We start from the raw sequence: 23,302 nt of genomic DNA, 5'->3' as shown, positions 1-23,302 counted from the left end.
ACAAACGGATCGTCTTATTTCAGTTTGAATCGAAAGGGAATCAGTCCACGTTGCTCCCTTGGTGCTCGCTCAATCTCGTTAAACCGGGCAGACCGTACTGCGCGTTCACATTTATCCCACAGCGCCTTATCCGTCAACGTTGTTCCGCGTAAGCTGACCCGCGCAAAGGTAATCCGGCCATCGCGGGCAACACGTACCTCTACCATTACCACACCAGCCTGCTGTCCCTTATCCTCAATATCGGGTGGCACCGCCCAACCGCGATTTTGGATGGAAAGTCCAACATCACCATCCCCTGATCCTCCTTCGCCATAGTCGGAAGAAAGTGGATCACCCTGATTGCTGCCTTGGTTGCCACCTTCCGTGCCGGTACCGTCGCCACGGCCCGAGGAATTGTTACGCTTTCCGGAATACAGCGCATTCGGATTCACCGCGGGCTTGCTATCCTTCTTTTCCACCGTTGCCTCTTCAGCGTTGGCCTTCTTCGGTTCATTAGCCACTACTGCTGGTGCGTCTTCCAGATCTTGTGTAGCGACACTTCGCTCCGTAACCTGTTGCGATGGAGTTTCCTGCGTTTCTTGTTGCGGATCAATCTTATCAGGCCGTACATTGTTGGCATTGGGATCCGTCGATGCTTCATCCACGGTCATATAGTCATCCCCCATCCCCACATCGGAAGTACCATAATTGACAATGATGCCGCCCGTCCCAATCTCCGGAAAAGCCGATCCGATCATGATAATAAAACTGAGAAGCAACAGCCCCCCCATGATCCCCGAGGATATCCACAGCGCCTTGGGGAAATTGTTGTCTTCCTGTATCCGATAATAACTCATCGTATCAATACTACATTTGCCTGTTAAACCTAGGATGCATTCAACCTGCCAATTCCATAAACAAACTTAATTAACCTGCGCGATATACGCAAGTAGCTATTCTTTCATCGGTTCTGTAGCTAAAACCAACCTAATTTTAAGTTTGTTAGCTACGTCCATTACCGAAATCACATTCTGAATAGGCACGGTGCTATCTGCATACAACATAATCGTCAGCTCTTCTCCCGGTTGCACATAAGCCTGAATGGCATTCAGCAGATTTTCGTAAGGAACTTCCTGCTTGTCTAGGTAATATTTCAGATCCTGGGTAACAGACACAGTCACCGTTTTCTTCGCCACAGACTGTTCTCCTGCACTTGAACGGGGTAACAACAGCTTCACCACCTGGGGATTGGAAACAGCCGATGCCAACAAGAAGAACAGCATGAGGAAAAACATGATGTCATTCAGGGAATCTGTAAAGACTCGGACTTCCGATCGATTTCGTCTCGCTTTTAAATTCATCGCGTCAGCAAATTTTAGGAACCGGGTTCATCCAATAAATCAACAAATTCAATCGCATCGGTTTCTATCCGAAGAATCAGTCGCTCAAGCATCGTATTCAGTGTGTGATACCCTGCAAACGCCAGGATACCAATGGTAAGCCCCGTTGCCGATGCGATCATTTTCACATACAATCCTCCCGAGACGCTGGCTATATCGATACCGCCGGCGGCTTCCACATCCCGGAAAATAATAATAACTCCGAAGATGGTTCCAATGAAACCGAGCATCGGCGCAATGGTGGATATGATACTTAACAGATTGAGGTTCTTTTCCAGTCGGGCAACTTCCAGCTTTCCGACATTTTCAATGGCACCTTCAATATCCTTAATCGGCCGGCCGATCCGCAGCAATCCCTTTTCAAGCATCCGGCCCAACGCACTATTGCTCGCTCTACAAACTGACAGGGCAGAATCCAATCTACCCGAAAGCACACTCTGTTTCACGTGCGACATCAAACTCGGATCATATTTGGAAGCTTTCCGGATGGTCAGGTATCGCTCAACGAATATCACCAGTGTAGCAAAGAGCAGCAATGCCAAAGGAATCATAATCCACCCTGCTTTGAATAACAGGTCAATCAGGCTAATTTTCTCGTTCGCCAGTTCTACAGTCTGCTGTGCCGCACCCGCTAACGAATCAAGCGGGTAAATAGTGTCTTGTTGTAATAATGACATAATAAATGTAATGTGTTTTCCTGTTATTGTTTTATCGATCTGTTCCTATGCTATATCTTTTTTTTAATCGTTGGCTACCTTAGCAATCCACGCGCCCGGCTCAAAATTCTTCTGCACCCTAACCAACTCGCGATAGGCTTCTTCTTCCGTCGCATACGACCCCCAGCTTATCTTCTTGCGGTTGCCCGGCATACGACTATCCAATGCCCGCAAATCGTACCCCTTGGCTTTCATCTTAGCCACATACTTCCGGGCCTGTGTCATCGTTGCAAACGAACCGACAATAATCTCATAGGTTATAGCAGGTTTGGGTGGGTTCGATACAGGCGCCGCTGTATCATTAGGCACGCTATCTGCAACCTTTGCCGACAGTTGACTAATCACAGAATCGGCGACAGTGTCCGCAGGGGGGGGCACTACCTCGGATGGCTCACCTTGGTCCACCGGGGCTCCTGCTTCCTTCTTTTGTGCCAAAAGCTGGCCCCTCTTATCTCCTTCAAACAATCCAGATTTATAATACCACATCGCGCCGGCTACCGATACCAATAACACCAATGCTGTCACTGCAATCCACCGCGAAGTATGACTCCTGCGTGGAGATATGGCAGCGTCTGCTTCGTATTCCGCAGCATGCTCCGGTGTAGGCACTATTTCTTTTGCCACTTCCGGCGGTATGGCAACCGGAGAAACCTGCATTGCACCGCTATCAAAGGGCTTGAATACAAACGATGCACCGTCGGCAACCAAATAGCCTACCCCATCTAGCAAAGCCCGGCCTTTCTCCGTAACCGTCTCTACCAAATCCCTCACAGCCTTGTCGAGCATTTGCATGGCAGTAGCCTCATCCACGCCGCGTTGTGCCCGCAGGTAATTCACGATAGGAAGAGGGCTAACATGCCCTTCTGCCAATTCAATAAGACTCGTAGGTGGAAGAATTACCGAACGTTCCCGATCGTATGATGCAGGTATGCGTGTGATCTTAAACACGCCGATACCCGGAACCTCCACCGCTGGGTACCGCCGCAACAAATTCGTTATGCACAAACCCAAATTCATAGTTAATACCTTAACTCATTTCGTTCTGTATCGCCCTCTCAAAGTGAAACCTGCATAAGCTGCAGCTCAAAAGCGTAATACATCCCGTTCAAAATGAAAAATTAACACCACCGATCACATTCAATCCCAGCCGGGGGTAAAATAGGTAACGCTCATAGTTCGTTCCCAGCATGTTGTTAAGACGAACATAGATACCGATACGATCGGTAGCACGGTACTCAGCGCCGGCACTCAGGTCGGCAAAAGACGGAACGGTGGTTTTGCGTGCTCCACTTTCGCTCAGCTCCGTGAATGCGTAGCTCGACAGGTCGATTGTCGGATCTTGCACCAAACCGTAGGTCTGCCCCTGAAACAGCAACTCACCGTCAATATACAATTTGTCGCTAATATTGAAACGGGCGTTGGCAGACAATCTCATTTTGGGCGTATACCACGCTTCCTCCTGTTGCTGAAGGTCAAATTCATTAAAATTAAGTTTGCCGCCCAACGTTACGACCTCAGAAACCCGAACATTGATTTCACCCTCCAAACCGACGATGGTACTCGCATTGTCTCCATCTTCATAAATCAGGTTAAATGCGTATGGAGCGTCGGGAGCAATCGCGTAAAATGGCATATTTTCAATACGCCGATAAAATGCCTTCACCTTGTACCCAAATGTTGCGCCGGCATTCCCTTTGATACCGCCGAAAATATACATGCGGTCTACTGAATTCCGGATGTAGTTGGATGTTCCCAGCGCTGCCAACCAGGGATTTTCCTTGGTCAGTTCCTTTACAGAAGTTCGGTTCACATCGCCATTGATTCCTCCGAAAAGATGGGCAAACTGCGGTACCAACGCAAAATCGATCTCTGCTGAGGGGAAGATATTGGTACGCGACGAGTCGCCGAACTCGGCCACGAATTTTGCACCCAGCGTAATGTTGTAATTCGGTCCCTGAAACCGGATATACGGATTTACTTTCGCTATATTATTGGCAAAGCTGTACGCTGCATCCTTTACCGAAGTGAAATCTCCGGAAATATTGGCGCCTACATTAAACACGCCGACTTGCTTATTTACGTACCCGGCCAATGCGAATGAGTTCTCCTTGGTTGCCTGTGCATTGCTGTAACCATACGCATCAGCCTTTAACGAGTAGCTGAAGGCATCCGTAGCCTGCTCGTCGTAATTGCTGGTTAACTCGCCTGTAAAATAAATGTCATTAAAAGTCTGTTTGGTGGGATCCAGATTCAGGTTATTGCCCGCAGCGTCATTCATTAAACCATAAAACCTTGTCCCATAACGATTGTACCCCAGCTCACCATCCAGCGTAACCGGCCCCAGTATCGTGCGACCAAATACCCCGATCTGCTGTGAAGAGAACTTCTGGGCCTCGATCGCGCCCTGCTGATTCAGATGCTTCACATATCCACCCACCCGAGTATCCACCCAATAATCGGAACTGAGATAAACTTCACCCAGTAAGGTCCCTAAATTTCCTGCTCCTATTTTCGCATAGTTATTGGACGGTGTCTGCGTACGCGTAAACGGCATTTCTTGAATCGTCAGCCGTTTAGTCCCGGTATTAATATCAAGTTTCTTGTCCAGAATGTTATAGGTCAATTCCGGCTGATACTGCCGTTTGTTACTCATGTCCGGACTCTGCCGTATCTTCACCGCATCTGCCAGAATAGGTCGGTAATCACGTACCACATCGATGGAATCAATCGTAGCAGGTCTTTCGTTCGTCCGTTCCTGTGGCTGTTCCTGTTTTTGCTCCTGTTCCTGCGCATATCCCGCTGTAAGCAAGCACGAAAAAATCCCTGTAAGCAAATATCCCTGACGCATGATTTTATGAAAGATCATAAGCTGTTAAAATTCCTGTTATTCCTAATTCAACTTCTGTAAATGTCTCTTGGCCGACGGAATGATATCGTCTTCCCCCTCGTAGTTCGCAATGATACTTTCCAACGTACTTTTTGCTTGGAAGGCATCGCCCTTACCGGCATAGGCATCAGCCAGCACGATGAAGCTTTTGGCCACCCAATAGTCATACGACGACCGGTTATTAATCACGTCAAAGGCGCTTTCGATTGCCTTGTCGTATCTCTTGGCCTTATAATGTAACTGCGCAACGTTGTACTGCGCCTCCGCCCCCGTCACCGTCTGACTTTTTAACGCTGCAAGATTCATCTCCTTGGCCGCTTCCGTCGAATTTCCCTTCTGCAGTAGTACGTAACCGGTATACAGGTGAGCCTTTGCGATGTCTTCTTCGCCGGATCGGTCATACGCTTTAATCAGCTTGGCATATTTGAGTACCTGCTCCATATCGCCGATTTTATAGTAGCAGACCAAGAGATTGGTTACGGCATACCCGTAACTCGCTTTGTATTCCGACGTAAGCTCCAGTTTTTTGAGGTGCACAATCGCCTCGTTATATTGTTCCAATCCGAGGTACAGATCCGCTACCGCAAGCAGCGTATTTTCGGTATACTGGCTGGTCCAGTCATTCAGAATAATATTCAGGTCGTGCAGCGCTTCCTTCGGATGACCGGTACGGTACAGGCTTACCCCACGGATGTACCGGGCATGTTTCTCCTGAATGGGATTGGGAAATTTATCAAAATAAGCATTAATGGCTTCCACTGCCGCTTGGTATTGACCACGGGCGAACAGCGTTTGCGCTGCCCGGAAAGCCAAGTTATCCTGTTCTGCCTTGCTTAGGTCACCGAGGTTCGAGTTCGTTGCATAGTTGACATATCCCGATGCGTCGCCGCCATCCAGGTACATATTTTCGATGGAGCGCAGCGCTTGACGGGCCTCATCAGTAGTGGAATGTTCTTCCACCACCCTTCTGAATGTAGCCATGGCTGCTTCATTATCCTCCTTGTTATATTGCACCAGACCGATCGTCATCAGTGCCCGCGGGGCATAGCTGCTGCGCGGATATTTATCGATCATCGCCTGCAGCCCCTCAATGGCCGTATCGTAGTCGCCCATCGTGAAATAGGTGTACGGGATTTCAAAGGCTACGTCGTCGGCATAATTTGAATTCGGGAATTGCTCGATCACCGAGCGCAGCGTACTCATTTTGGTCTGATTGTCACCTTCTAACCCCTGGATAATACCGCGCTGGAATAACGCATAGTCCTGATTGGGGGCTTTACCGTTGATCAGCCGGTCATAGTGTTGGTTGGCCCGGCCATAATCGCGCAAGGATAAATACGAATCGCCCAAACGCGCGATGGCATCATTTCGCACATTTTCTTCCATCGAACTTTCATCGGTAGCCAAAAAACGTTCAAAATAGTTGGCGGCGACCTTGAAACTGTTACTGCGGAAGGCCGCATAAGCCAGCGCATAGTTTGCGTAGCTGTATACATCGGTTTCAGGTGCCGCGGGCATTCGCATGAAACGGGAGAAGTTCTGCACCGCCTCACCGTATTTCCGCACTTCATACATGGCTTCCGCTTTCCAGTAAGTAGCCAGTGCCGCTATCCGCGGATCAATGGAAAATTCTTCCGACCGCATAAACAGGGAAATGCTATTTTCAAATGCCCGTTCGTTGTAGAATTCCAATCCGCGGTAATACGCTACCTTTTGGTAGATCATGTCGGCTTCCCTATCCCGATTGCTGAATGTTTCCAACATATTTACGGCTGCCTCGAAGTTGCTGGTACCTAACAAGATTTCAGCCAGCAGGGTTTCAGGAGTCTCTGTTTTTTCAGCATTCGCAGCGACGGTAGATTTAGGCTCTTGAGTGACATATTCCCGGGCCACTTCCAAGGCAACCTGGGGGGAGTCCAATTCAAATAGTATTTTAGCATAATTAAACAGCCCATCCACTTTCAAGGCTCGGTCGAAATCCAGTTCAGATGCTTTGACAAACGCATTCCGTGCAGCTTCTTTATCCCCGGCTTTCAGGGAAATATTGCCCAAAGCAATCACCGAACTTTGGTAAAAGGCATCTGACCTCTCCAGCTTCTCGAAAAAGGCAGTCGCTCTTTCGTATTCACCGTTCTCATAGGCTAGGTAGCCGATCCGGTAATTATCTATATTGCTCGGTGTTGCTTCCCGATGCCGTTCCAGCAATCTTCCGTAATAAGGCTTTTTGAACGCGTTCTTTGCAAAGTACGTGGTGGCGGCAATCCGACGCAGCTCGGTTTCAAGTGCTTGCCGGTTAATACGCATGTCCGGGCTTCGGCGAATCTTTACCGCATCCGCCAACATAGGCCGGTAGTCGCGCACCACATCGATCGAATCAATCGTGATGGGCTCCCGCTCCCCGTGCTGTTCACTTGGCCGTTGCTGTTCTTGCTGCTCCGGTTCCACTTGTCCTTTTTCTTCCTGCGCATAACCTACAGCGAGTAAGACCGAAAAAGCCCCGGTAAGCAAGTATTTGTAGCCGATCGATTCTTGCGTTATCATCGCTCGTTTAAATTCCTATCCCTTCCCCTTATTATTGAGCTTATCTAGCCGTTCCTTGGCCGACGGGATAATATCATCTTCTCCCTCGTAATTTTCAATGATACTTTCCAAGGTACTTTTTGCCTGAAAATCGTCCCCCTTGCCCGCGTATGCGTCGGCAAGTAATATAAAGCTTTTAGCTACCCAATAGTCATACGATGCCAGGTTATTGATGACGTCGAAGGCCGATTCAATAGCTTTGTCATATTCCTTAGCTTCATATTGGAGCTGCCCTACGCGATAGCGTGCTTCAGCGCCTACAACCGTCTGGCTTTTCAGTGCTGCCAGGTTCAATTCTTTCATAGCCGGTGGCACATCCCCCTTTCTGAGCATTGCGCGCGCCGAATAAAGGTGTGCTTTTGCGATATCCTCCTCTGAGGAACGATCATACTCCTGGATCAGCTTCGCATATTTCTGGACTTGCTCCATATCGCCTATTTCATAGTAGCAGACCATCAAATTATTTACCGCAAAACCATAATTGGCTTTATACTCTGAAGTAAGCTCCAGTTTCTTGAGGTGTACAATGGCTTCATTATATTGTTTCAGTCCCAGGTAAAGCTCCGCTGCAGTAAGCAGCGAATTTTCGGTGTAGGGGCTGGTCCAATCGTTAAGAATAATATTAAGATCGTGAAGGGCCTCTTTCGGATGTCCGGTTTTGTAAAGACTCACACCCCGGATGTAACGGGCGTGTTTCTCCTGAATGGGCTTGGGAAACTTATCAAAATACGCATTAATGGCCTCTACCGCCGCTTGGTATTCGCCCCTACCAAACAGTGTTTGAGCTGCTTGAAACGCAAGGTTATCCTGTTCGGCCTTACTGAGATCCCCGATGTTGGTGCTCGTAGCATAATTGATATATCCCGATGCATCCCCACGGTCCAGGTAGATGTTTTCAATGGAACGCAACGCCTGCCTCGCTTCATCCGTAGTCGCATGTTCCTCTACTACGCGCCGGAACGTCGCCATTGCCCCTTCTGTATCGTCTTTGTTATATTGCACCAGACCAATGGTCATCAACGCACGCGGCGCATAGCTACTGCGTGGATATTGCTCAATCATTCGTTGAAGCCCTTCAATCGCCGTTTCATAGTCTCCCGTCGTAAAATAGGTGTAAGGAATTTCAAAGGCTACATCATCTGCATAGTTCGAATTGGGGAACCGCTCAACAACCGATCGTAACGTAGCCAACTTCGCAGCGTTATTCCCCTGCAACCCTTGAATAATCCCCCGCTGAAAAAGGGCATAATCCTGGCTCGAGGCCTTGCTATTGATCAACCGGTCGTAATACTGCATGGCACGGCTGTAGTTGCGCATAGAAAAATACGAATCGCCTAGCCGGGCGATGGCATCATTGCGGACGTTAGGCTCGATAGCGTTCCCACCGGTGGAAAGAAAACGCTCGAAATAATTAGCCGAAGTATTGTAACTGTCATTGCGGAATGCCGCATAGGCCAGCGCATAATTCGCATAACTGTACACGTCGGTATTCCGGGCGCCTGGCATACGAAGAAACCGCGAAAAATTCTGTACAGCCTCCCCATACTTGCGCACTTCATACATAGCCTCCGCCTTCCAATAGGCGGCCAACGCAGAAAGCCGCGGATCGATGGGGTATTTCTCCGACCGCATGAATAGCGAGATGGAGTTCTCGAAGGCCCGTTCGTTATAAAATTCCAGTCCACGGTAGTAGGTTACTTTCTGATACGCTGCATCTGCTTGTGGGCCACGGTTCGGAATCTTTTCCAAAATATCGACCGCAGCGCGATAATTGCTGGTTCCCAGCAGCGTCTCCGCATAAAGTGTCTGTGCTTCCTCCATCCGTTTGTTATTCGGATAGGTATCCAAGTATTCCTTGGTTGCCTCCAGGGCCACTTGGTGGAACTCCAGCTCCGAGGAAAGTTTTGCATAATTAAATAGCCCTTCTTCCTTTAGGGCCGGATCGAAGTCCAGCTTGGAGGCCTTAAAAAATGCGTTACGTGCACTCTGCTTGTCTCCTGATTTCAGAAATGCATCCCCCAAGGCAATCATGGCACTTTGGTAATAAGCATCCGGCTCTTCCAATTTCTGCAATTCAGCGATAGCGGTTTCGTAATCACCGTTTTTATAGGCAATGTAGCCTATCTGATAGCTATCCTGATTGTTTTGCGTTTTGCCCTGGTCCGCTGCCTGAAACTTATCATAGTATGCTTGGGCTTTTTCGAAATCGTTTTTTGCAAAATAGGTAGCCGCTATAATGCGAAACATGTCCGTTTCGTGCGCCTGCTTGGTATTCTCCAGAATTGGCAAGGCATACGCTAATACGTCGTCATACCGGTTATCCAGGTAATACAACGCAGTGAGATAATAGGGATAGGTAGCTTCGTACGTTTTGGATCCTTTTAGTTTTTCAAATTCGGTAAGCGCTGTCTTAAATTCCCTATCCAAATAACATAGATATGCATAATAATAAATCGACGCCTCTTGGTACACCCCTCCTTCATCTTTCAACTGCTCGAAAAGCGGCTTAGCCGACGCATAATCGTCGGTCATAAAATAAGAATACCCCTGTTTATATCGGAATTCGCGGTTTTCCCGACCGGCTAAGTTACGACTATCCAATTTATTGAACCACTCGAGTGCGTGTTCGTAATCTTTTTTAGCAAAATAGGAACGCCCGACTTGAAAATAGGCAGCTTTCGAGTTTGCGCTCGCCGGATAATCTTTAATATAACGAAGGAATTGGTTTTCCGCATCGGACTCTTCCAGTTCCAGTGCACAGATGGCCTGGTAAAAACGCGCATTCTCTTTCAGCAGCGACAATTCCACATGCTCGTCCTGTTGTAAGGTAGATTTTATGCGGATGTCCTCTACTTTATCAAAATACTTGGCGGCGGCGGCATACTTCCGTTTTTCATACAACTCCATCCCCGTTTTATATGCCTGATTGACCTCCTGCCACGCACTCTGCTGGGCCATGGCAGCTGATATCATCAAACTAAATGTAATACCTAACTGATAAATCCGATTAAACATGCCGTCAAATTAATTCTGTTTTTATTCCTCTATTCCACGCAAAGTTGGGGCCATAAAATACACCTTACCCAATTTAACCCGCTAATTTAGTGGGAAACCCAAAAGTTTTCCTCAAAAGTTGTCCACAAATGTTAATAACCTATTCTTACCCCCGTATCCCCGCAAGCAGATACAGCACGGCCATTCGTATAGCTACCCCATTTTCCACCTGATCAAGAATAATGGAATGCTGGCTATCGGCCACATCACTGGTAATTTCCACCCCGCGGTTTATGGGACCTGGATGCATAATGGTAATCTCTTTATCGAGCGAATCGAGCAATCGTTTATTCAACCCATAAAGCATGGAATATTCCCTAAGGGATGGGAAATAGGCGATGTCCTGCCGTTCCAGTTGAATGCGCAACATATTAGCTACGTCGCACCATTTCAACGCGTTGATGAGATTATATTCTACCTTTACTCCCAGCGAACCGATGTGTTTGGGAATCAACGTAGTGGGTCCGCAAACCATCACTTCAGCCCCCAGTTTACGGAGGCACAGAATATTGGATAGCGCCACACGCGAGTGCAGGATATCTCCAATGATGGCAATTTTCTTACCTGACACATCTCCATATCGCTCACGGATCGAAAAGGCATCCAGCAAAGCCTGCGTAGGATGTTCGTGGGCACCGTCACCTGCGTTCACGATTTGTGCCTTCACGTGTTTACTCAAAAAAACCCCTGCGCCTGGATAAGGATGTCGCATCACGATCATATCCACCTTCATCGCCAGGATATTATTTACCGTATCGATGAGTGTCTCACCCTTGCTCACCGACGATGACGATGCCGCGAAATTGACGATATCCGCAGAAAGCCGTTTCTCTGCCAGCTCAAACGATAACCGTGTGCGCGTCGAATTCTCGAAAAAAACATTCGCTATGGTAATGTCACGCAGGGACGGTACTTTTTTTATCGGGCGGTTGAGTACATCTTTAAAATTATCCGCCGTATCAAAAATGAGCTGTATATCATCCTCGTTGAGGTCTTTGATTCCCAAAAGATGACGGGTGCTGATTTGCCTGGTCGTTGCTGTCATTTATGATCTTCTTCTGTCAATAGCGTAATCCGGTCATATGTATCCACCTCTTTCCAACTGACGATAACTTTCTGCGAATCGATCGAATCGACCTGCATACCAATATAGTCAGGTTCAATCGGCAACTGCCGTGAAAAACGGCGATCTACCAATACCAGCAATTCGATCTTGGCCGGTCGGCCAAACGCCTGCAATGCATCCATGGCCGCGCGGATTGTCCTGCCTGTCCACAGCACGTCGTCCATCAAGATCACCTTCTTTCCCTCAACGATAAAATCGATATGCGTACTGCTCGGCACGAGCGGACCGCTGTCCTTTCTCCTGAAATCATCCCGGAAAAAGGTAATGTCTAATTCTCCATACGCTATTTCGGGTAAGCCGGGGATTTGCTTCAGTTCCTCCACAATCCGTCTTCCGAGATAAATTCCGCGTGGTTGGATTCCGATGATGACAGATTCGGAAAAGTCAACATGATTCTCGATCAGTTGGTGGCAGAGCCGTTGGATGGTAATCTGGAACTTTTGACCTTCTAATAATATAGATTGTTTCATTCGAAAGCATCTTGTTCTTAAGGCCTCACGGAACCTACTTCTTCATTGCCTTTCTCGTTAGGCGCTGACATCGCAGGTTTCATTCGAAATTTAGCTGCCTTTTATGGCTTCGTGGAGCCTATTTCTTACTTTTTACAAAGCTTGAATATGGCCACAAACCTACTACATTTTTTTGATTTATGCCGACACTCGGAACGATATTTTTCCCGCATCCCAACCTGTCTAACAACCTCACATCCATCTCGAATGGTGTGGGTTCAAATAACAACACTTCACCGAAGTGCGTGGGCAATGGATTGACGATGACATTACGTTCCGAGATTTGTTACCCACTCATCTTCCAGGTAGCGGAAGCAGCCTCGGATTAGCTAACGAATTAACTAGTGTGGACCTTCTCTTTTCCGCCTCAGCTTTTCCACCTTTTTCTCGAAATCTTCGCGCAACGCTTTGTATTCAGGCGATTGATAAAGTTCCCATTCTTTTACATGTGGTGTGAAGGCCACCAGACTATCGATGTTAAAAGATAGATTCGGTAAGAAAACGAATTCCTTGCTTTTGAAAATCGAGTCGATCCGTACAGTGATCGAATCGTTCCATGCGACGCGTTTTGCTATCATGCGGTTCAGCGAATCCATATTGATTGCCTTCATGCTCTTGGCCAATGCCTCCTGGACGGTTTTGTTTAGGGAATCCAACTTAAACGCCTTCCGCTGCAAAACCTGCGGACTATCCGCATTGAATGGATAGAAAAATGCCAAATCTTCGGGAAACGGTTTGCTTCGGTTGAGCTGCACCATAATGGTGTCGGAGGTTAACTGAATGGTGTCTCCGTTTATATAAACCATCTTCGGCCGCGCTTTGAATACGGTAGTATCCATCGCAATTTCGAAAGACTCAACGTAGTCCATTTGGTCTTTGACTACCGGTTTCACGTCGTTCCGGGAGGTGTCTACCTGGGCTTTGTCAAATCTTATTGTCCGGGTGGTATCCAGCACTGCCTGCTGATTGTCATGCTCGGCCAGCCCGTTGGCATCCGGGTTCCTGCTAATTGATGTATTGACCTTTTCCTTCGGCCCGATCCATGCCAGCGAGGCCGATGCCAACAGGGCAAATGCCAGCACCCATATTTGTTGGCGCACATTCCGATAATTAGTCTTCATAGCGGTAATACGTTTGATTCGTTGAAACAATTGAGATGGTTTTTTGCAGACAGCAGTCATTGCCAGTTTGTGATCTGCCCCATTGGCCAGCGCTGCCACCCGAAGCAAGGTCTGCGCATAGAAAATCGGCTTGCCGATTTGCTCCAGCACATCGTCGTCGCAAGCGTTCTCCCGCTCTTCATTGACTATCCGGCCCAACAACCACACAAATGGGTTGAAAAATAGTACCGCTTCGATCACCGTCTTGAATAAATTGAGCAGGTAATCGTTTCTCCTTACATGCGATAGTTCGTGAATCAATATGGCCTCCACCTGATCTAAATCCAATTGATTCGCTGCGGCCAATGGAAAGAGCACCACCGGTTTTAGGTAGCCGACAACCAGCGGTGTTTTTATTTTTCCGGAGAGCCAAAACCCAACCCGTCGGTTCATATCCATGCGCAACAACGTCTGTGCAAAAACCTCCTCCCATTCCTTCGGTACGGGCAGTAGACCCGAGCTGCGCAGCCGGTACACGCGGACATACCCCAACGCCAATAACAGGGTTTGCAAACAGAAACCCGCAAAGTACCCTCCCACCAAGTAATTGAAAAAAGGCACGGCAGGTGGTTTTGCTTCTAAAAAAACCAGCATGGTCAACGGAAAATCCACGGAAGTTCCATGCATACCCGCGCTACCAAATGAAATATCCAGCTTGTCCAGAAAAACGGCCAAAAACCCAGCGAACAACAAGATAAGTGATGAAAAAGCCATCGCATGCCGGGTCCGTGCACGGGTTTCCGGAAATGCGGCAAATAACAGTAACAACAGGCCATAAGCAAGCGCACCGATCCACAGTGAGTGGATGATACTCCATCCCATAGCCTCAACCAGATTGTCTAAAGAAAAGGTCATGATCGGCTATTTTTTATTTTCCAATCCATCCAGATAACGTTTAATGGCGTCGATCTCGTCCTTACTGGTTGGGTGGTTGCCCAATGCCTGCATAACCAAGCGCGATGCCGATCCCGCAAACATATGATCAATCAGTTTATTGACCATATGCTGTCGGGTCTGCTGTTGGTCCACTTCCGGACGGTATACATGTGTCTTATTTGAAGTATCCCGGCTTACCAACCCTTTTTCATGCATGATCTGCATCAGCTTCAGGGTTGTGGTATATCCCACATCCTTCGTCTTCGCCAACTCGTCATGCACCTGCCGCACGGTACTGACTCCCTGCTGCCAAAGCACCCGTAAAATTTCCAGTTCACTATCCGTAAGCTTGAGTGATTTTTTGTCCGCCATACAATATACGATTTATTTCGTAGTCAAATATACGAATGTTTTCGTAAACACAAATTAGTTTTGCATTTTTTTAAGAACTATCTGCGATAAGCGTTCGGCTGAGGTAACGGATCAAGGTTGAAGTGTGGCAATCCGTCCATCGGCACCAGCCAACAAGATCCAGTGGCCTTTTTTTGCGCGTCGGACCACATGGTAGCCGTCACGGGAAATGGCTTCCCAAGTCATGCCTCCGTCGGAAGAGTAATCCACGCCAGAAGTACCAGCGGCGACCAGTTGCCGATCCCCGACATATTCTACGGCCGACCGGTATCCGCCGGTTGCCTTTATTGGCCGCCGCCACGAAGCACCACTGTCCGTCGTAACAAAGACCACATCCTCCGCGTGCCTATCCTGCTGGTAGTCACCTCCCACGGCTATACCATGGCGCTCATCTTGAAAAGCAATGGAGAAAATCCCCATAGAAGCCTTACCCTGGATAATGGGGCAATCTTCTGCAATCCATGTATGGCCGTAATCTGTCGTATGCAAAAGGCGGGATTGGAGGCCACCGGTCGCGATAAAGGCATATCCACCAGGCAACGTACGAATACCTGTACCGCTGGCTGCAAATCCCGCTTCACCCTCAGCCAGCCGAATTCCGGCCTGCTGGCTAATGTCGTGCCAGGTCCGACCACCGTCCTCCGTTGCCAGCAATTGCAGCAGCCCGTCAATCGGATCGCCGTACGCCAATCCCCGTCGGTCATCCCAAAAGTCCATTCCGTCAACGAAAATAGCGGGACGTTCATCGCGATGGGCCAGGTGCCAAGATCGGCCGCCATCTGTCGTACGGAGGATCACCAACGGCGAACCGGCATTCATTAATAATGCTGTATCCCTTGAAAAGGCTTCGATGTCCCGAAAGTCTTTCGTTTCGTGGCCCACCACCTGTTGCCAGTCCCATGTCTTTCCCCCGTCGGTCGTACGCCCCACCCATCCATTGCTCCCGCTCACCCAGGCTACGGAATCATCCGGTACCGATAGGCCACGGATACTGGTGGATTTACCCCCCTGAAGGACACGCAACCTAGGATGCTGTGCTTGAACACGCCCAACCAATAGGATAACCACGAGGAATGTCAGGAGGCCTTTCGCTGTCATCCTTCAAAAAAAAGTTTCCGGTACTTGTCAAACACCGTCTGCAACTGTTTGTATTGCACTGCCTGACCATGCGCCTCGGCAGCCGCGGAAAACTGTTGTAAGGCAAACAAACTGTTGTGGATCCCCACCGCCTCCGTCTGCGTTAAGGACTTGGTTTCGCCAATGGCCGCATAGTAAGCCATTTGCTCTTCCAAAAATTTGAGGTTCCGTTCGACCAACGTATTCGCCTTTGCAGTTTCGCCTAAGGCATAAAGCTGATCGGCCAATACCGGGTAACGAGCGGCAATATCCGGTTGGTAGATTTTTGCAGGCAGAACCTCCGTTGCCCGATTGACGATATTTTTCGCGGCATCGATATTGCCTTCGGCAATCAGCATCTCGGCGGTGTCCGAAAAAATCTTGATCGTTTCGCCAACCATCGTGCGGGACGTCGGATCAAGATAAGTCGATTGGTTCATGTCTCCCCACGCAAATCGGTGCATGATACTTTCGTACGCAGCATCGGTATTAACCAAGCGTTCCCGCACTTCCGGATCACGCTGGGCGTTGACCGGCATCAATCGCCATGCAAACCCTTCGGATACAAGGTAGTTATCGAGTCCAAGCCGTTGGCTTTCCGGGACCGTGAAAGCAAAATAGATTGGGCGTTTCCATTGATTGTGAACTAGTACGTCCATCAGGGTCAGCTCGGCTCGTGTAACACCATTTTGATTGTAAGTCCACTCCATTGTATCAAGAATATCTTCCTGCCACTTTTCTGGAACTACGTTATTTTCGACTACCTGTTGCTTGTCGACCTTCAGTTTGAAGTGTTTGGTGGGCAGAAAATTCCGGCGGGAGCCGTCTGCATATTCCAGTTGATCGGCCGGATTATCCGAGAGAAGGAGCGCCAGAATTTTTTCCAAATCGACCGAGTCTTGAATGCTGTAGTCGTGGTAATACAGGTAATCACGCGTACCTCTGGCGAACTGGTGATCTTTCATCGTGATGGGCAATGCCGGAGCGTCGTTGATCGGCAATTTCAGCTGCCGCACCGCCCAATCCATCCCCAATAAACTCAGATTGACTACCCGCACGTCTCTCCGTACACCCTCCACTTCCTGCAAGTACCAAAGTGGAAACGTATCGTTATCAATATAGGTAAAAAGTATCGCATTGGGGGCGCAAGATTCCAGGTAATTGCGGGCCATGTCTCGGGCCATGTAGCGATCCGATCGGTCGTGGTCATCCCAATTCTGGGTACCAAGCAATGCTGGGACCATCATAAAGCCGAGCACAATCGCCACAGGAATGGCAACACGTAAACGAAGTCGTTTACGCAATACCTCCGAAAGTCCGACCACGCCCATACCGATCCAGATGGCAAATGCATAAAACGAACCTGCATAGGCATAGTCCCGTTCGCGGGGCTGCAACGGGGGCTGATTGAGGTAAAAAACAATAGCCAGCCCTGTAAAGAAAAATAACAACCCGATAACTACCGCATCTTTGCCACTCCGGCGTGCCTGCCATGAAAGGCCGATAAGACCCAAAATGAGTGGAAGAAAATAATAGGTGTTTCGCGAAGGGTCTTCCCGCAGGGACTCAGGCAATGCGTTTTCCCCGCCGAGCCTCCATTGGTCGACGGACTCGATGCCACTGATCCAGTTGCCTTCCGTGCGACTGTCAAAACGTGCTTCCACATCGTTCTGCCTACCGGCAAAATTCCACATGAAATACCGCCAATACATGTGATTCAGCTGGTAGTTCATAAGGAATTTCAGATTATCCGTAAATTCAGGACGTTCATTGTCCCCTAAACCCAGCCAGGCGCGATACCCCCATGCATGATTATCCCGGCTGCTGTAAATACGCGGAAAAAGGGTTGTCCGATCATATACCGGCTGATCACCGCTACCCGCTAGTTCATACCGATCCTCACCTTTCCGGTATTCCTTATCTCCTTGATGTATATCGGTCAATTGGGAATCGAAATAGGGTCCATTCAGCAGGGGCTCACTGCCAAACTGGCCACGGTTGAGATACCAGAGGAAGGAAAATGCGTCATCGGGTTGGCTATTGTTCAGCGATGGGTTCGCCTTTGCCCGGATCAGCACCATGGCGAAAGATCCATATCCGAAGATAACAGAACCGAGGCATAGCAGCACGAGGTTAAGCACCGGCTTCGCGCGGCGGATGGAGTACCATACCCCGTAAATAATGCTGCCCACAAAACAGGCAGCAAAAAACACCATCCCGGTTCCAAAACCCATTCCCAACGTATTTACAAAAAACAAATCGCTATAAGCCGCTAATTTAACGAGGTACTGGATAATACCCCAAAGGATTACGGCGAGCACTGTACACCCGATCAACAATGCTTTGGTCACGCCGCCAACCGTTGCTTTATGCGTCCGGCGAAAGTATATCACCAGGGCGAGTGCCGGTATCGTCAACAAGTTGAGCAGGTGTACACCAATGGAAAGCCCCATGATATATGCAATGAATACCAGCCATCGGTCGCCGCTGGGATCATTTGCCCGGGCCTCCCATTTGAGGATGGCCCAAAACACCACCGCTGTACATAGGGAAGACATGGCATACACTTCCGATTCAACGGCTGAAAACCAAAAGGTATCTGAAAACGCATAGGCCATGGCGCCGACAGCACCCGCACCTATAATTTGCAATACTTCCATGCATACGGGTGCTTCACCCTTTTTTACCAGAATCTTGCGCACCAGCGCCGTAATGGTCCAAAATAAAAAGAGAATAGTTAATCCGCTGGCGACTGCCGACCCGAAGTTCATCCAATAAGCGATCTGCTGTGTGTCACCGAAAGCGAGGTTCGAAAACACATTTTGTAGCAAAAGAAACAACGGTGCTCCCGGTTGGTGCACGATCTGCATACGGTGTGCAGCAGCTATAAATTCACCGGAGTCCCACCAGCTGGTGGTCGGCTCCATTGTCAATACATACGTCGTGGTAGCAACCAACGCACACAGCCACCCTACAAGGTTGTTTATTTTTGAGTAGTTCATAGTTCCGGGTTAGTGAGCCATTCGTTATAATCGCCTAAAAATAAGCGATAAACCGATTAGACATATCCACTGAACCCGGATTTAACACTTTTTAACGTGCTGCCGGGATTTCTTCCCGATCAATTCGCAGGCATCCCGCCGAAGAACTTGGTCTCATATTGGCTAAAAATCTTTTCGATGCGTGATGCCAATTCCTGCTGCCCATGCGCTTTTGCAGCGTCTGAAAACCGATTCAACGTAAACATGCTGTATTGAATGTTCTGCATCTCCAAGTTGGGCTTTGTTTCGGTTATGGCTGCAAAATATCGGAGCTGTTCCTCCAAATATTTTACGTTACGTTCAACGAGCGCATTGGCTTTATCCGTCTCGCCCACAGCATACAAATTTTCGGTAAGAAACGAATAACCATATGCATCCATAATCCGATAAATACGCTCCGGCATAGACTCCAATGCATTATTCAGTAGCTTCTTCGCCTCTTCCGTCTTGCCTTCAGCAATTAAGGCTTCGGCGGGTGCGGAATAGATATTGTTCAAGATCAGACTCACCATCCGGTAAGACTCGGGGTCAAGATAAGCCGAATTCCGGATGTTGCCCCAGGTGTATTTATTAAGGGCATGGTCGTAAATAGCGTCCGCGTTCACCAATCCCTGCGAAGTGTTTTGCGTTACATTTATTGGCATAAGGCGTAGCGCAAACCCTTCCGAGACCAAGTACTTATCCAATCCCATAAAATTATCGCTCGGCACGGTAGTGGCAAAGTAAATCGGTCGCTCCCAATTGTTGTTCACAAGGATGTCCATGATGGCCAGCTCCGCACGCGATACATAATTACGATTATAAGTCCACTGCATGACGCTGGCAATACTGTCTTGCCATGCCTGGGGAACCACCTTATTTTTGATAACATCTTCCCTGTTGATAGTGAGCCGTAAATTTTTCGTGGGCAGAAAGTTTTCAGGCTGCTCACTCTGTACCTGTCGTTTGTCATTGGGGTTGTCGGATAACATCAAGGCAACAATATCTTTCAACTCTACCGATCCCGGAATTTTCGCATCCTGGTAATAAATCACATCGCGCACACCTTTAACATATTTTTCATCCGGGATTGTAATGGGCAGCGGTTCGGCTTCGTTCACTTTGTCTTTCATCTGCCGCACATACCAATCGGCACTCAGCAGACTCAGGTTTACAATCCGGATATCCGGCCGTATATTTTCGACCTCCTGTACATACCACAGCGGGTACGTGTCGTTATCCCCATAAGTAAACAGGATCGCATTCGGTGCGCAAGACTCCAGGTAATCCCGGGCAATGTCCCGGGCGAGGGATTTTTCAGAACGGTCGTGGTCGTTCCATCCATCTTTGGCCAGTATGACGGGTCCCGCCAGCAGTCCGATGACCGTAGCTATCCATCCTGCGGTCCGCGCATTGACTTTCTTCCGCAGCCAGTCGGTGATACCCACCACACCGAGACCGATCCAGATTGCGAATGCATAAAAAGAACCCGCATAGGCATAATCCCGTTCACGCGGCTGCAAAGGTGTCTGATTGAGGTAAAGCACGATCGCCAATCCGGTCATGAAAAATAGCAGTCCCACTACACCTGCATCCCGCTGCCGGCGTTTGAAGTGCCAAAACGCGCCGATCAGCCCTAAAATCAAGGGCAGAAAATAGAACCGATTATACGAAGGGTCTGTCAACTGGGATTCCGGCAACGCGTCCTGCCCACCCACGTGCCATTGGTCGATGAACTTGATGCCACTGATCCAATTGCCTGTAGTGAGATCACCGTGCCCCTGTTGATCGTTTTGCCTACCCACAAAATTCCAAAGGAAATACCTTCCATACATATGCCCTACTTGGTAGCTAAAGAAAAAGCGAAGATTATCGCCAAACGTAGGCTGTTCGTTTTCGCCGAGGTTCAGGTAGCTGCGATAATATTGCTGGTGCGAGGCCTCCCGGGTACTATAGATACGTGGAAACACCGTTTCCCGGTCGTATTCATAGTCGAAGTTACGACCAGCAATCTCATACTTTTCAGTTCCTTTCCGATAAATATTGCTTCCATATTTTACGTCAATGGGTCGGGAATCAAAGTAAGGCCCCTTAAAAAGCGGGTTGTCTCCATACTGTTCGCGGTTCAGGTAACTCAGGAATGCAAATGCATTGTCAGGATCGCTGTTATTCAGCGTCGGATCCGCCTTTGCGCGGATCAAGATCATTGAAAACGAGCTGTATCCGAACACAATGAATGCAAACGACAACAGGATGATATTAAGTAACGGTTTCGCCTTTTGAATCGAGTACCAAATTCCATAGGCTATGCCGCCTACCAATAGCAGCGCAAATACAAAAACCCCGGAACCAAATCCCATGCCCAGTGTATTCACAAAGAACAAATCAAAATAGGCTGCAAATTTAATAAGGTATTGGATAATCCCCCAAAGCACCACCGCTACTACCACAAAACCCAGGAGCAGCGCCTTGATGGCACCGCTGCTTGTAGCCTTTTGAGTACGCCGAAAATAGATGAGTAAGGCAATAGCAGGTATGGCCAACAAGTTCAATAAGTGTACACCGATGGATAATCCCATGATGTAAGCGATAAAAAGCAACCATTTGTCGGCTCCAGGTTCATCCGCATGAGCTTCCCATTTCAGAATTGCCCAGAATACAACCGCCGTACAAAGTGACGACATGGCGTATACTTCAGACTCAACCGCCGAAAACCAAAACGTGTCGGAAAACGTATAAGCCAAGGCGCCCACTGCACCTGCTCCAATGATTTGAATCAATGCCGACTGTGTAAGCTCTGTGCCCGGTTTCCAAAGCACTTTCCGTGCCAGGGCCGTAATGCTCCAAAACAGGAACACAATGGTTAAACCACTGGATAACGCCGATCCGATATTCATCCAAAAAGCAATTAGCTGGGGATTGCCGAACGCGAGATTGGAAAACACATTCTGCAGCATCAAAAACAAGGGTGCCCCCGGTTGGTGCACAATCTGCATCTTGAATGCGGACGCAATAAATTCACCGCAATCCCAAAAACTTGTCGTTCGCTCGGCCGTCGATACATACACAGCGGTGGCTACCAATCCACACAACCAGCCTATACTATTATTGATTTTATTGTAATTCATAAAGTATCACACGTATGGTCTATCGTAAAATTACGCCCCGAAAATAAGTATTCCTCCGGTAAGATCGACCCATCCAGCAAAAAATAAAATATTTTTGCATTAATTATTATATCCCCCTATATTTGCAGTCCCATTCGGAAGGGTGGCAAAAATGTAAGTTCAGATTGCCCGATAGTATAATGGTAGTACGACAGATTTTGGTTCTGTTTGTCTAGGTTCGAATCCTGGTCGGGCAACAAAAATTACGGATTGTCTTTTGGCAATCCGTAATTTTTTAACGTATATTTAGCGTTGAAATAGCACAAGATCCCAATCCATTGCAAACCCACAAAACAACAACGAAACAATGCCATTGCAATTCAATCCGGTAAAGCTGTTTTCTGGCTCCGGTTCCACCGAATTATCCCAAAAGATCGCACAATCTTATGGCAAAGCCCTAGGCGAAATGACCGTATCGCGTTTCAGCGATGGCGAGATTCAGCCATTTTACAACGAGTCCGTCCGTGGATGCGACGTATTCCTGATTCAATCCACCAACCAACCGATGGACAACCTGTTTGAGCTGCTGCTGATGACCGACGCAGCCAAACGTGCCTCGGCACACTACATCACAGTCGTTGTCCCCTACTTCGGATTTGCCCGGCAGGACCGGAAAGACAAACCGAGGGTAGCTATCGCTGCCAAAATGATTGCCAACCTGATTATGGCATCGGGTGCTCACCGCATCATGACGATGGACCTCCATGCTGCACAGATCCAAGGATTCTTCGATATTCCGGTCGACCACTTAGATGCGTCAGTGATTTTCGTGCCGCACATCAAATCGCTCAACTTGCCCAACCTCACCATCGCTTCGCCAGATATGGGCGGTTCGTACCGGGCACGTACCTTCGCAAAATATTTCAATGCCGAAGTGGTCATCTGCGACAAACAGCGTAAACGCGCCAATGAAATTGAATCCATGTCGATCATCGGCGATGTCGAAGGGCAGGACATCGTACTGATTGATGATATCTGTGATACCGCGGGCACATTATCAAAAGCCGCTTCGCTCATCATGGAAAATGGGGCTACCAGCGTGCGTGCGGTATGTACCCACCCCGTGCTATCCGGCAAGGCCTATGAAACCATTGAAAACTCGGCGCTGACCGAACTTATTGTTACAGATACCATCCCACTGCAACGGCAAAGCGAGAAAATCAAGGTGCTTTCAACGGCCGATCTGTTTGCAAATGCCATCAAGAATGTCAATGAACACGGGTCCATCAGCAACCTTTTCAAAGTGGATTAGGAAATTACGTTTATTTAACCTATTTTTGCGGCCTTAAAAAAATTTAATA

At 48.4% G+C, this 23,302-nt stretch carries 16 protein-coding genes and 1 tRNA gene; 3 read left to right on the top strand and 14 right to left on the bottom strand.

Annotated features, from left to right (window positions below; genetic code table 11):
• Window positions 1-14: 14 nt before the first annotated feature.
• The 9 genes from BMZ56_RS01740 to pyrR form a co-directional block, all read right to left on the bottom strand.
• A complete protein-coding gene (locus BMZ56_RS01740) occupies window positions 15-836 on the bottom strand; it encodes an energy transducer TonB (protein ID WP_090623302.1) in 822 nt (273 codons plus the stop codon).
• Window positions 837-932: 96 nt separating this feature from the next.
• Entirely contained in the window at window positions 933-1,340 is a 408-nt protein-coding gene (locus BMZ56_RS01735) for an ExbD/TolR family protein (RefSeq protein WP_090623298.1), read from the bottom strand.
• 14 nt (window positions 1,341-1,354) lie between these two features.
• Window positions 1,355-2,056, bottom strand: coding sequence for a MotA/TolQ/ExbB proton channel family protein (locus tag BMZ56_RS01730; protein WP_090623292.1), 702 nt, complete (start codon window positions 2,054-2,056; stop codon window positions 1,355-1,357).
• Between the two features lie 63 nt (window positions 2,057-2,119).
• Window positions 2,120-3,112: an SPOR domain-containing protein gene (locus BMZ56_RS01725; RefSeq protein ID WP_090623289.1), complete on the bottom strand. Its 993-nt coding sequence runs from the start codon at window positions 3,110-3,112 to the stop codon at window positions 2,120-2,122.
• A gap of 88 nt (window positions 3,113-3,200) precedes the next feature.
• Window positions 3,201-4,961, bottom strand: a complete 1,761-nt coding sequence (locus BMZ56_RS01720; RefSeq protein WP_090623286.1) for a TonB-dependent receptor — start codon at window positions 4,959-4,961, stop codon at window positions 3,201-3,203.
• Window positions 4,962-4,985: 24 nt separating this feature from the next.
• Window positions 4,986-7,523 carry a tetratricopeptide repeat protein gene (locus BMZ56_RS01715; protein ID WP_090623282.1) on the bottom strand — a complete coding sequence of 846 codons (2,538 nt, stop codon included), beginning with the start codon at window positions 7,521-7,523 and terminating at the stop codon, window positions 4,986-4,988.
• Window positions 7,524-7,538: 15 nt separating this feature from the next.
• Entirely contained in the window at window positions 7,539-10,577 is a 3,039-nt protein-coding gene (locus BMZ56_RS01710; RefSeq protein ID WP_090623278.1) for a tetratricopeptide repeat protein, read from the bottom strand.
• Window positions 10,578-10,722: 145 nt separating this feature from the next.
• Window positions 10,723-11,661: an aspartate carbamoyltransferase catalytic subunit gene (locus BMZ56_RS01705; protein WP_090623274.1), complete on the bottom strand. Its 939-nt coding sequence runs from the start codon at window positions 11,659-11,661 to the stop codon at window positions 10,723-10,725.
• Window positions 11,658-12,212, bottom strand: coding sequence for a bifunctional pyr operon transcriptional regulator/uracil phosphoribosyltransferase PyrR (gene pyrR, locus BMZ56_RS01700; RefSeq protein WP_090623270.1), 555 nt, complete (start codon window positions 12,210-12,212; stop codon window positions 11,658-11,660). The genes BMZ56_RS01705 and pyrR overlap by 4 nt, the downstream gene beginning before the upstream one ends.
• A 179-nt stretch (window positions 12,213-12,391) precedes the next feature.
• Here pyrR and BMZ56_RS25370 point away from each other — a divergent pair, with 179 nt between their 5' ends.
• A complete protein-coding gene (locus BMZ56_RS25370) occupies window positions 12,392-12,580 on the top strand; it encodes a hypothetical protein (protein ID WP_143072814.1) in 189 nt (62 codons plus the stop codon).
• 12 nt (window positions 12,581-12,592) lie between these two features.
• Here BMZ56_RS25370 and BMZ56_RS01695 read toward each other — a convergent pair whose 3' ends face one another.
• From BMZ56_RS01695 to BMZ56_RS01675, 5 genes are all read right to left on the bottom strand, one after another.
• Window positions 12,593-14,266: a M56 family metallopeptidase gene (locus BMZ56_RS01695; RefSeq protein WP_090623266.1), complete on the bottom strand. Its 1,674-nt coding sequence runs from the start codon at window positions 14,264-14,266 to the stop codon at window positions 12,593-12,595.
• 6 nt (window positions 14,267-14,272) lie between these two features.
• A complete protein-coding gene (locus BMZ56_RS01690; RefSeq protein ID WP_090623263.1) occupies window positions 14,273-14,659 on the bottom strand; it encodes a BlaI/MecI/CopY family transcriptional regulator in 387 nt (128 codons plus the stop codon).
• A 111-nt stretch (window positions 14,660-14,770) separates the two neighbouring features.
• Entirely contained in the window at window positions 14,771-15,796 is a 1,026-nt protein-coding gene (locus BMZ56_RS01685; protein ID WP_090623260.1) for a WD40/YVTN/BNR-like repeat-containing protein, read from the bottom strand.
• Window positions 15,793-18,816: a glycosyltransferase family 117 protein gene (locus BMZ56_RS01680; RefSeq protein ID WP_090623257.1), complete on the bottom strand. Its 3,024-nt coding sequence runs from the start codon at window positions 18,814-18,816 to the stop codon at window positions 15,793-15,795. The genes BMZ56_RS01685 and BMZ56_RS01680 overlap by 4 nt, the downstream gene beginning before the upstream one ends.
• A 119-nt stretch (window positions 18,817-18,935) precedes the next feature.
• A complete protein-coding gene (locus tag BMZ56_RS01675) occupies window positions 18,936-21,962 on the bottom strand; it encodes a DUF2723 domain-containing protein (RefSeq protein ID WP_090623255.1) in 3,027 nt (1,008 codons plus the stop codon).
• Window positions 21,963-22,127: 165 nt separating this feature from the next.
• Here BMZ56_RS01675 and BMZ56_RS01670 point away from each other — a divergent pair.
• Window positions 22,128-22,198, top strand: a tRNA-Gln gene (locus BMZ56_RS01670).
• Between the two features lie 110 nt (window positions 22,199-22,308).
• Window positions 22,309-23,253, top strand: a complete 945-nt coding sequence (locus BMZ56_RS01665) for a ribose-phosphate pyrophosphokinase (RefSeq protein WP_090623252.1) — start codon at window positions 22,309-22,311, stop codon at window positions 23,251-23,253.
• The last annotated feature ends 49 nt before the right edge of the window (window positions 23,254-23,302 follow it).

It is taken from the genome of Parapedobacter indicus, from assembly GCF_900113765.1.
GTDB classification, from domain to species: Bacteria; Bacteroidota; Bacteroidia; order Sphingobacteriales; family Sphingobacteriaceae; genus Parapedobacter; species Parapedobacter indicus.
The sequence above is the reverse complement of the archived record's forward strand: the minus strand, read 5'-3'. Positions and strand labels throughout refer to the sequence as shown.

What these genes read in the sequence shown, in the direction of transcription:
- BMZ56_RS01740 (WP_090623302.1), bottom strand. Translation starts at nt 836, where the DNA reads ATGAGTTATTATCGGATACAGGAAGACAACAATTTCCCCAAGGCGCTG.
- BMZ56_RS01735 (WP_090623298.1), bottom strand. Translation starts at nt 1,340, where the DNA reads ATGAATTTAAAAGCGAGACGAAATCGATCGGAAGTCCGAGTCTTTACA.
- BMZ56_RS01730 (WP_090623292.1), bottom strand. Translation starts at nt 2,056, where the DNA reads ATGTCATTATTACAACAAGACACTATTTACCCGCTTGATTCGTTAGCG.
- BMZ56_RS01725 (WP_090623289.1), bottom strand. Translation starts at nt 3,112, where the DNA reads ATGAATTTGGGTTTGTGCATAACGAATTTGTTGCGGCGGTACCCAGCG.
- BMZ56_RS01720 (WP_090623286.1), bottom strand. Translation starts at nt 4,961, where the DNA reads ATGATCTTTCATAAAATCATGCGTCAGGGATATTTGCTTACAGGGATT.
- BMZ56_RS01715 (WP_090623282.1), bottom strand. Translation starts at nt 7,523, where the DNA reads ATGATAACGCAAGAATCGATCGGCTACAAATACTTGCTTACCGGGGCT.
- BMZ56_RS01710 (WP_090623278.1), bottom strand. Translation starts at nt 10,577, where the DNA reads ATGTTTAATCGGATTTATCAGTTAGGTATTACATTTAGTTTGATGATA.
- BMZ56_RS01705 (WP_090623274.1), bottom strand. Translation starts at nt 11,661, where the DNA reads ATGACAGCAACGACCAGGCAAATCAGCACCCGTCATCTTTTGGGAATC.
- pyrR (WP_090623270.1), bottom strand. Translation starts at nt 12,212, where the DNA reads ATGAAACAATCTATATTATTAGAAGGTCAAAAGTTCCAGATTACCATC.
- BMZ56_RS25370 (WP_143072814.1), top strand. Translation starts at nt 12,392, where the DNA reads ATGCCGACACTCGGAACGATATTTTTCCCGCATCCCAACCTGTCTAAC.
- BMZ56_RS01695 (WP_090623266.1), bottom strand. Translation starts at nt 14,266, where the DNA reads ATGACCTTTTCTTTAGACAATCTGGTTGAGGCTATGGGATGGAGTATC.
- BMZ56_RS01690 (WP_090623263.1), bottom strand. Translation starts at nt 14,659, where the DNA reads ATGGCGGACAAAAAATCACTCAAGCTTACGGATAGTGAACTGGAAATT.
- BMZ56_RS01685 (WP_090623260.1), bottom strand. Translation starts at nt 15,796, where the DNA reads ATGACAGCGAAAGGCCTCCTGACATTCCTCGTGGTTATCCTATTGGTT.
- BMZ56_RS01680 (WP_090623257.1), bottom strand. Translation starts at nt 18,816, where the DNA reads ATGAACTACTCAAAAATAAACAACCTTGTAGGGTGGCTGTGTGCGTTG.
- BMZ56_RS01675 (WP_090623255.1), bottom strand. Translation starts at nt 21,962, where the DNA reads ATGAATTACAATAAAATCAATAATAGTATAGGCTGGTTGTGTGGATTG.
- BMZ56_RS01665 (WP_090623252.1), top strand. Translation starts at nt 22,309, where the DNA reads ATGCCATTGCAATTCAATCCGGTAAAGCTGTTTTCTGGCTCCGGTTCC.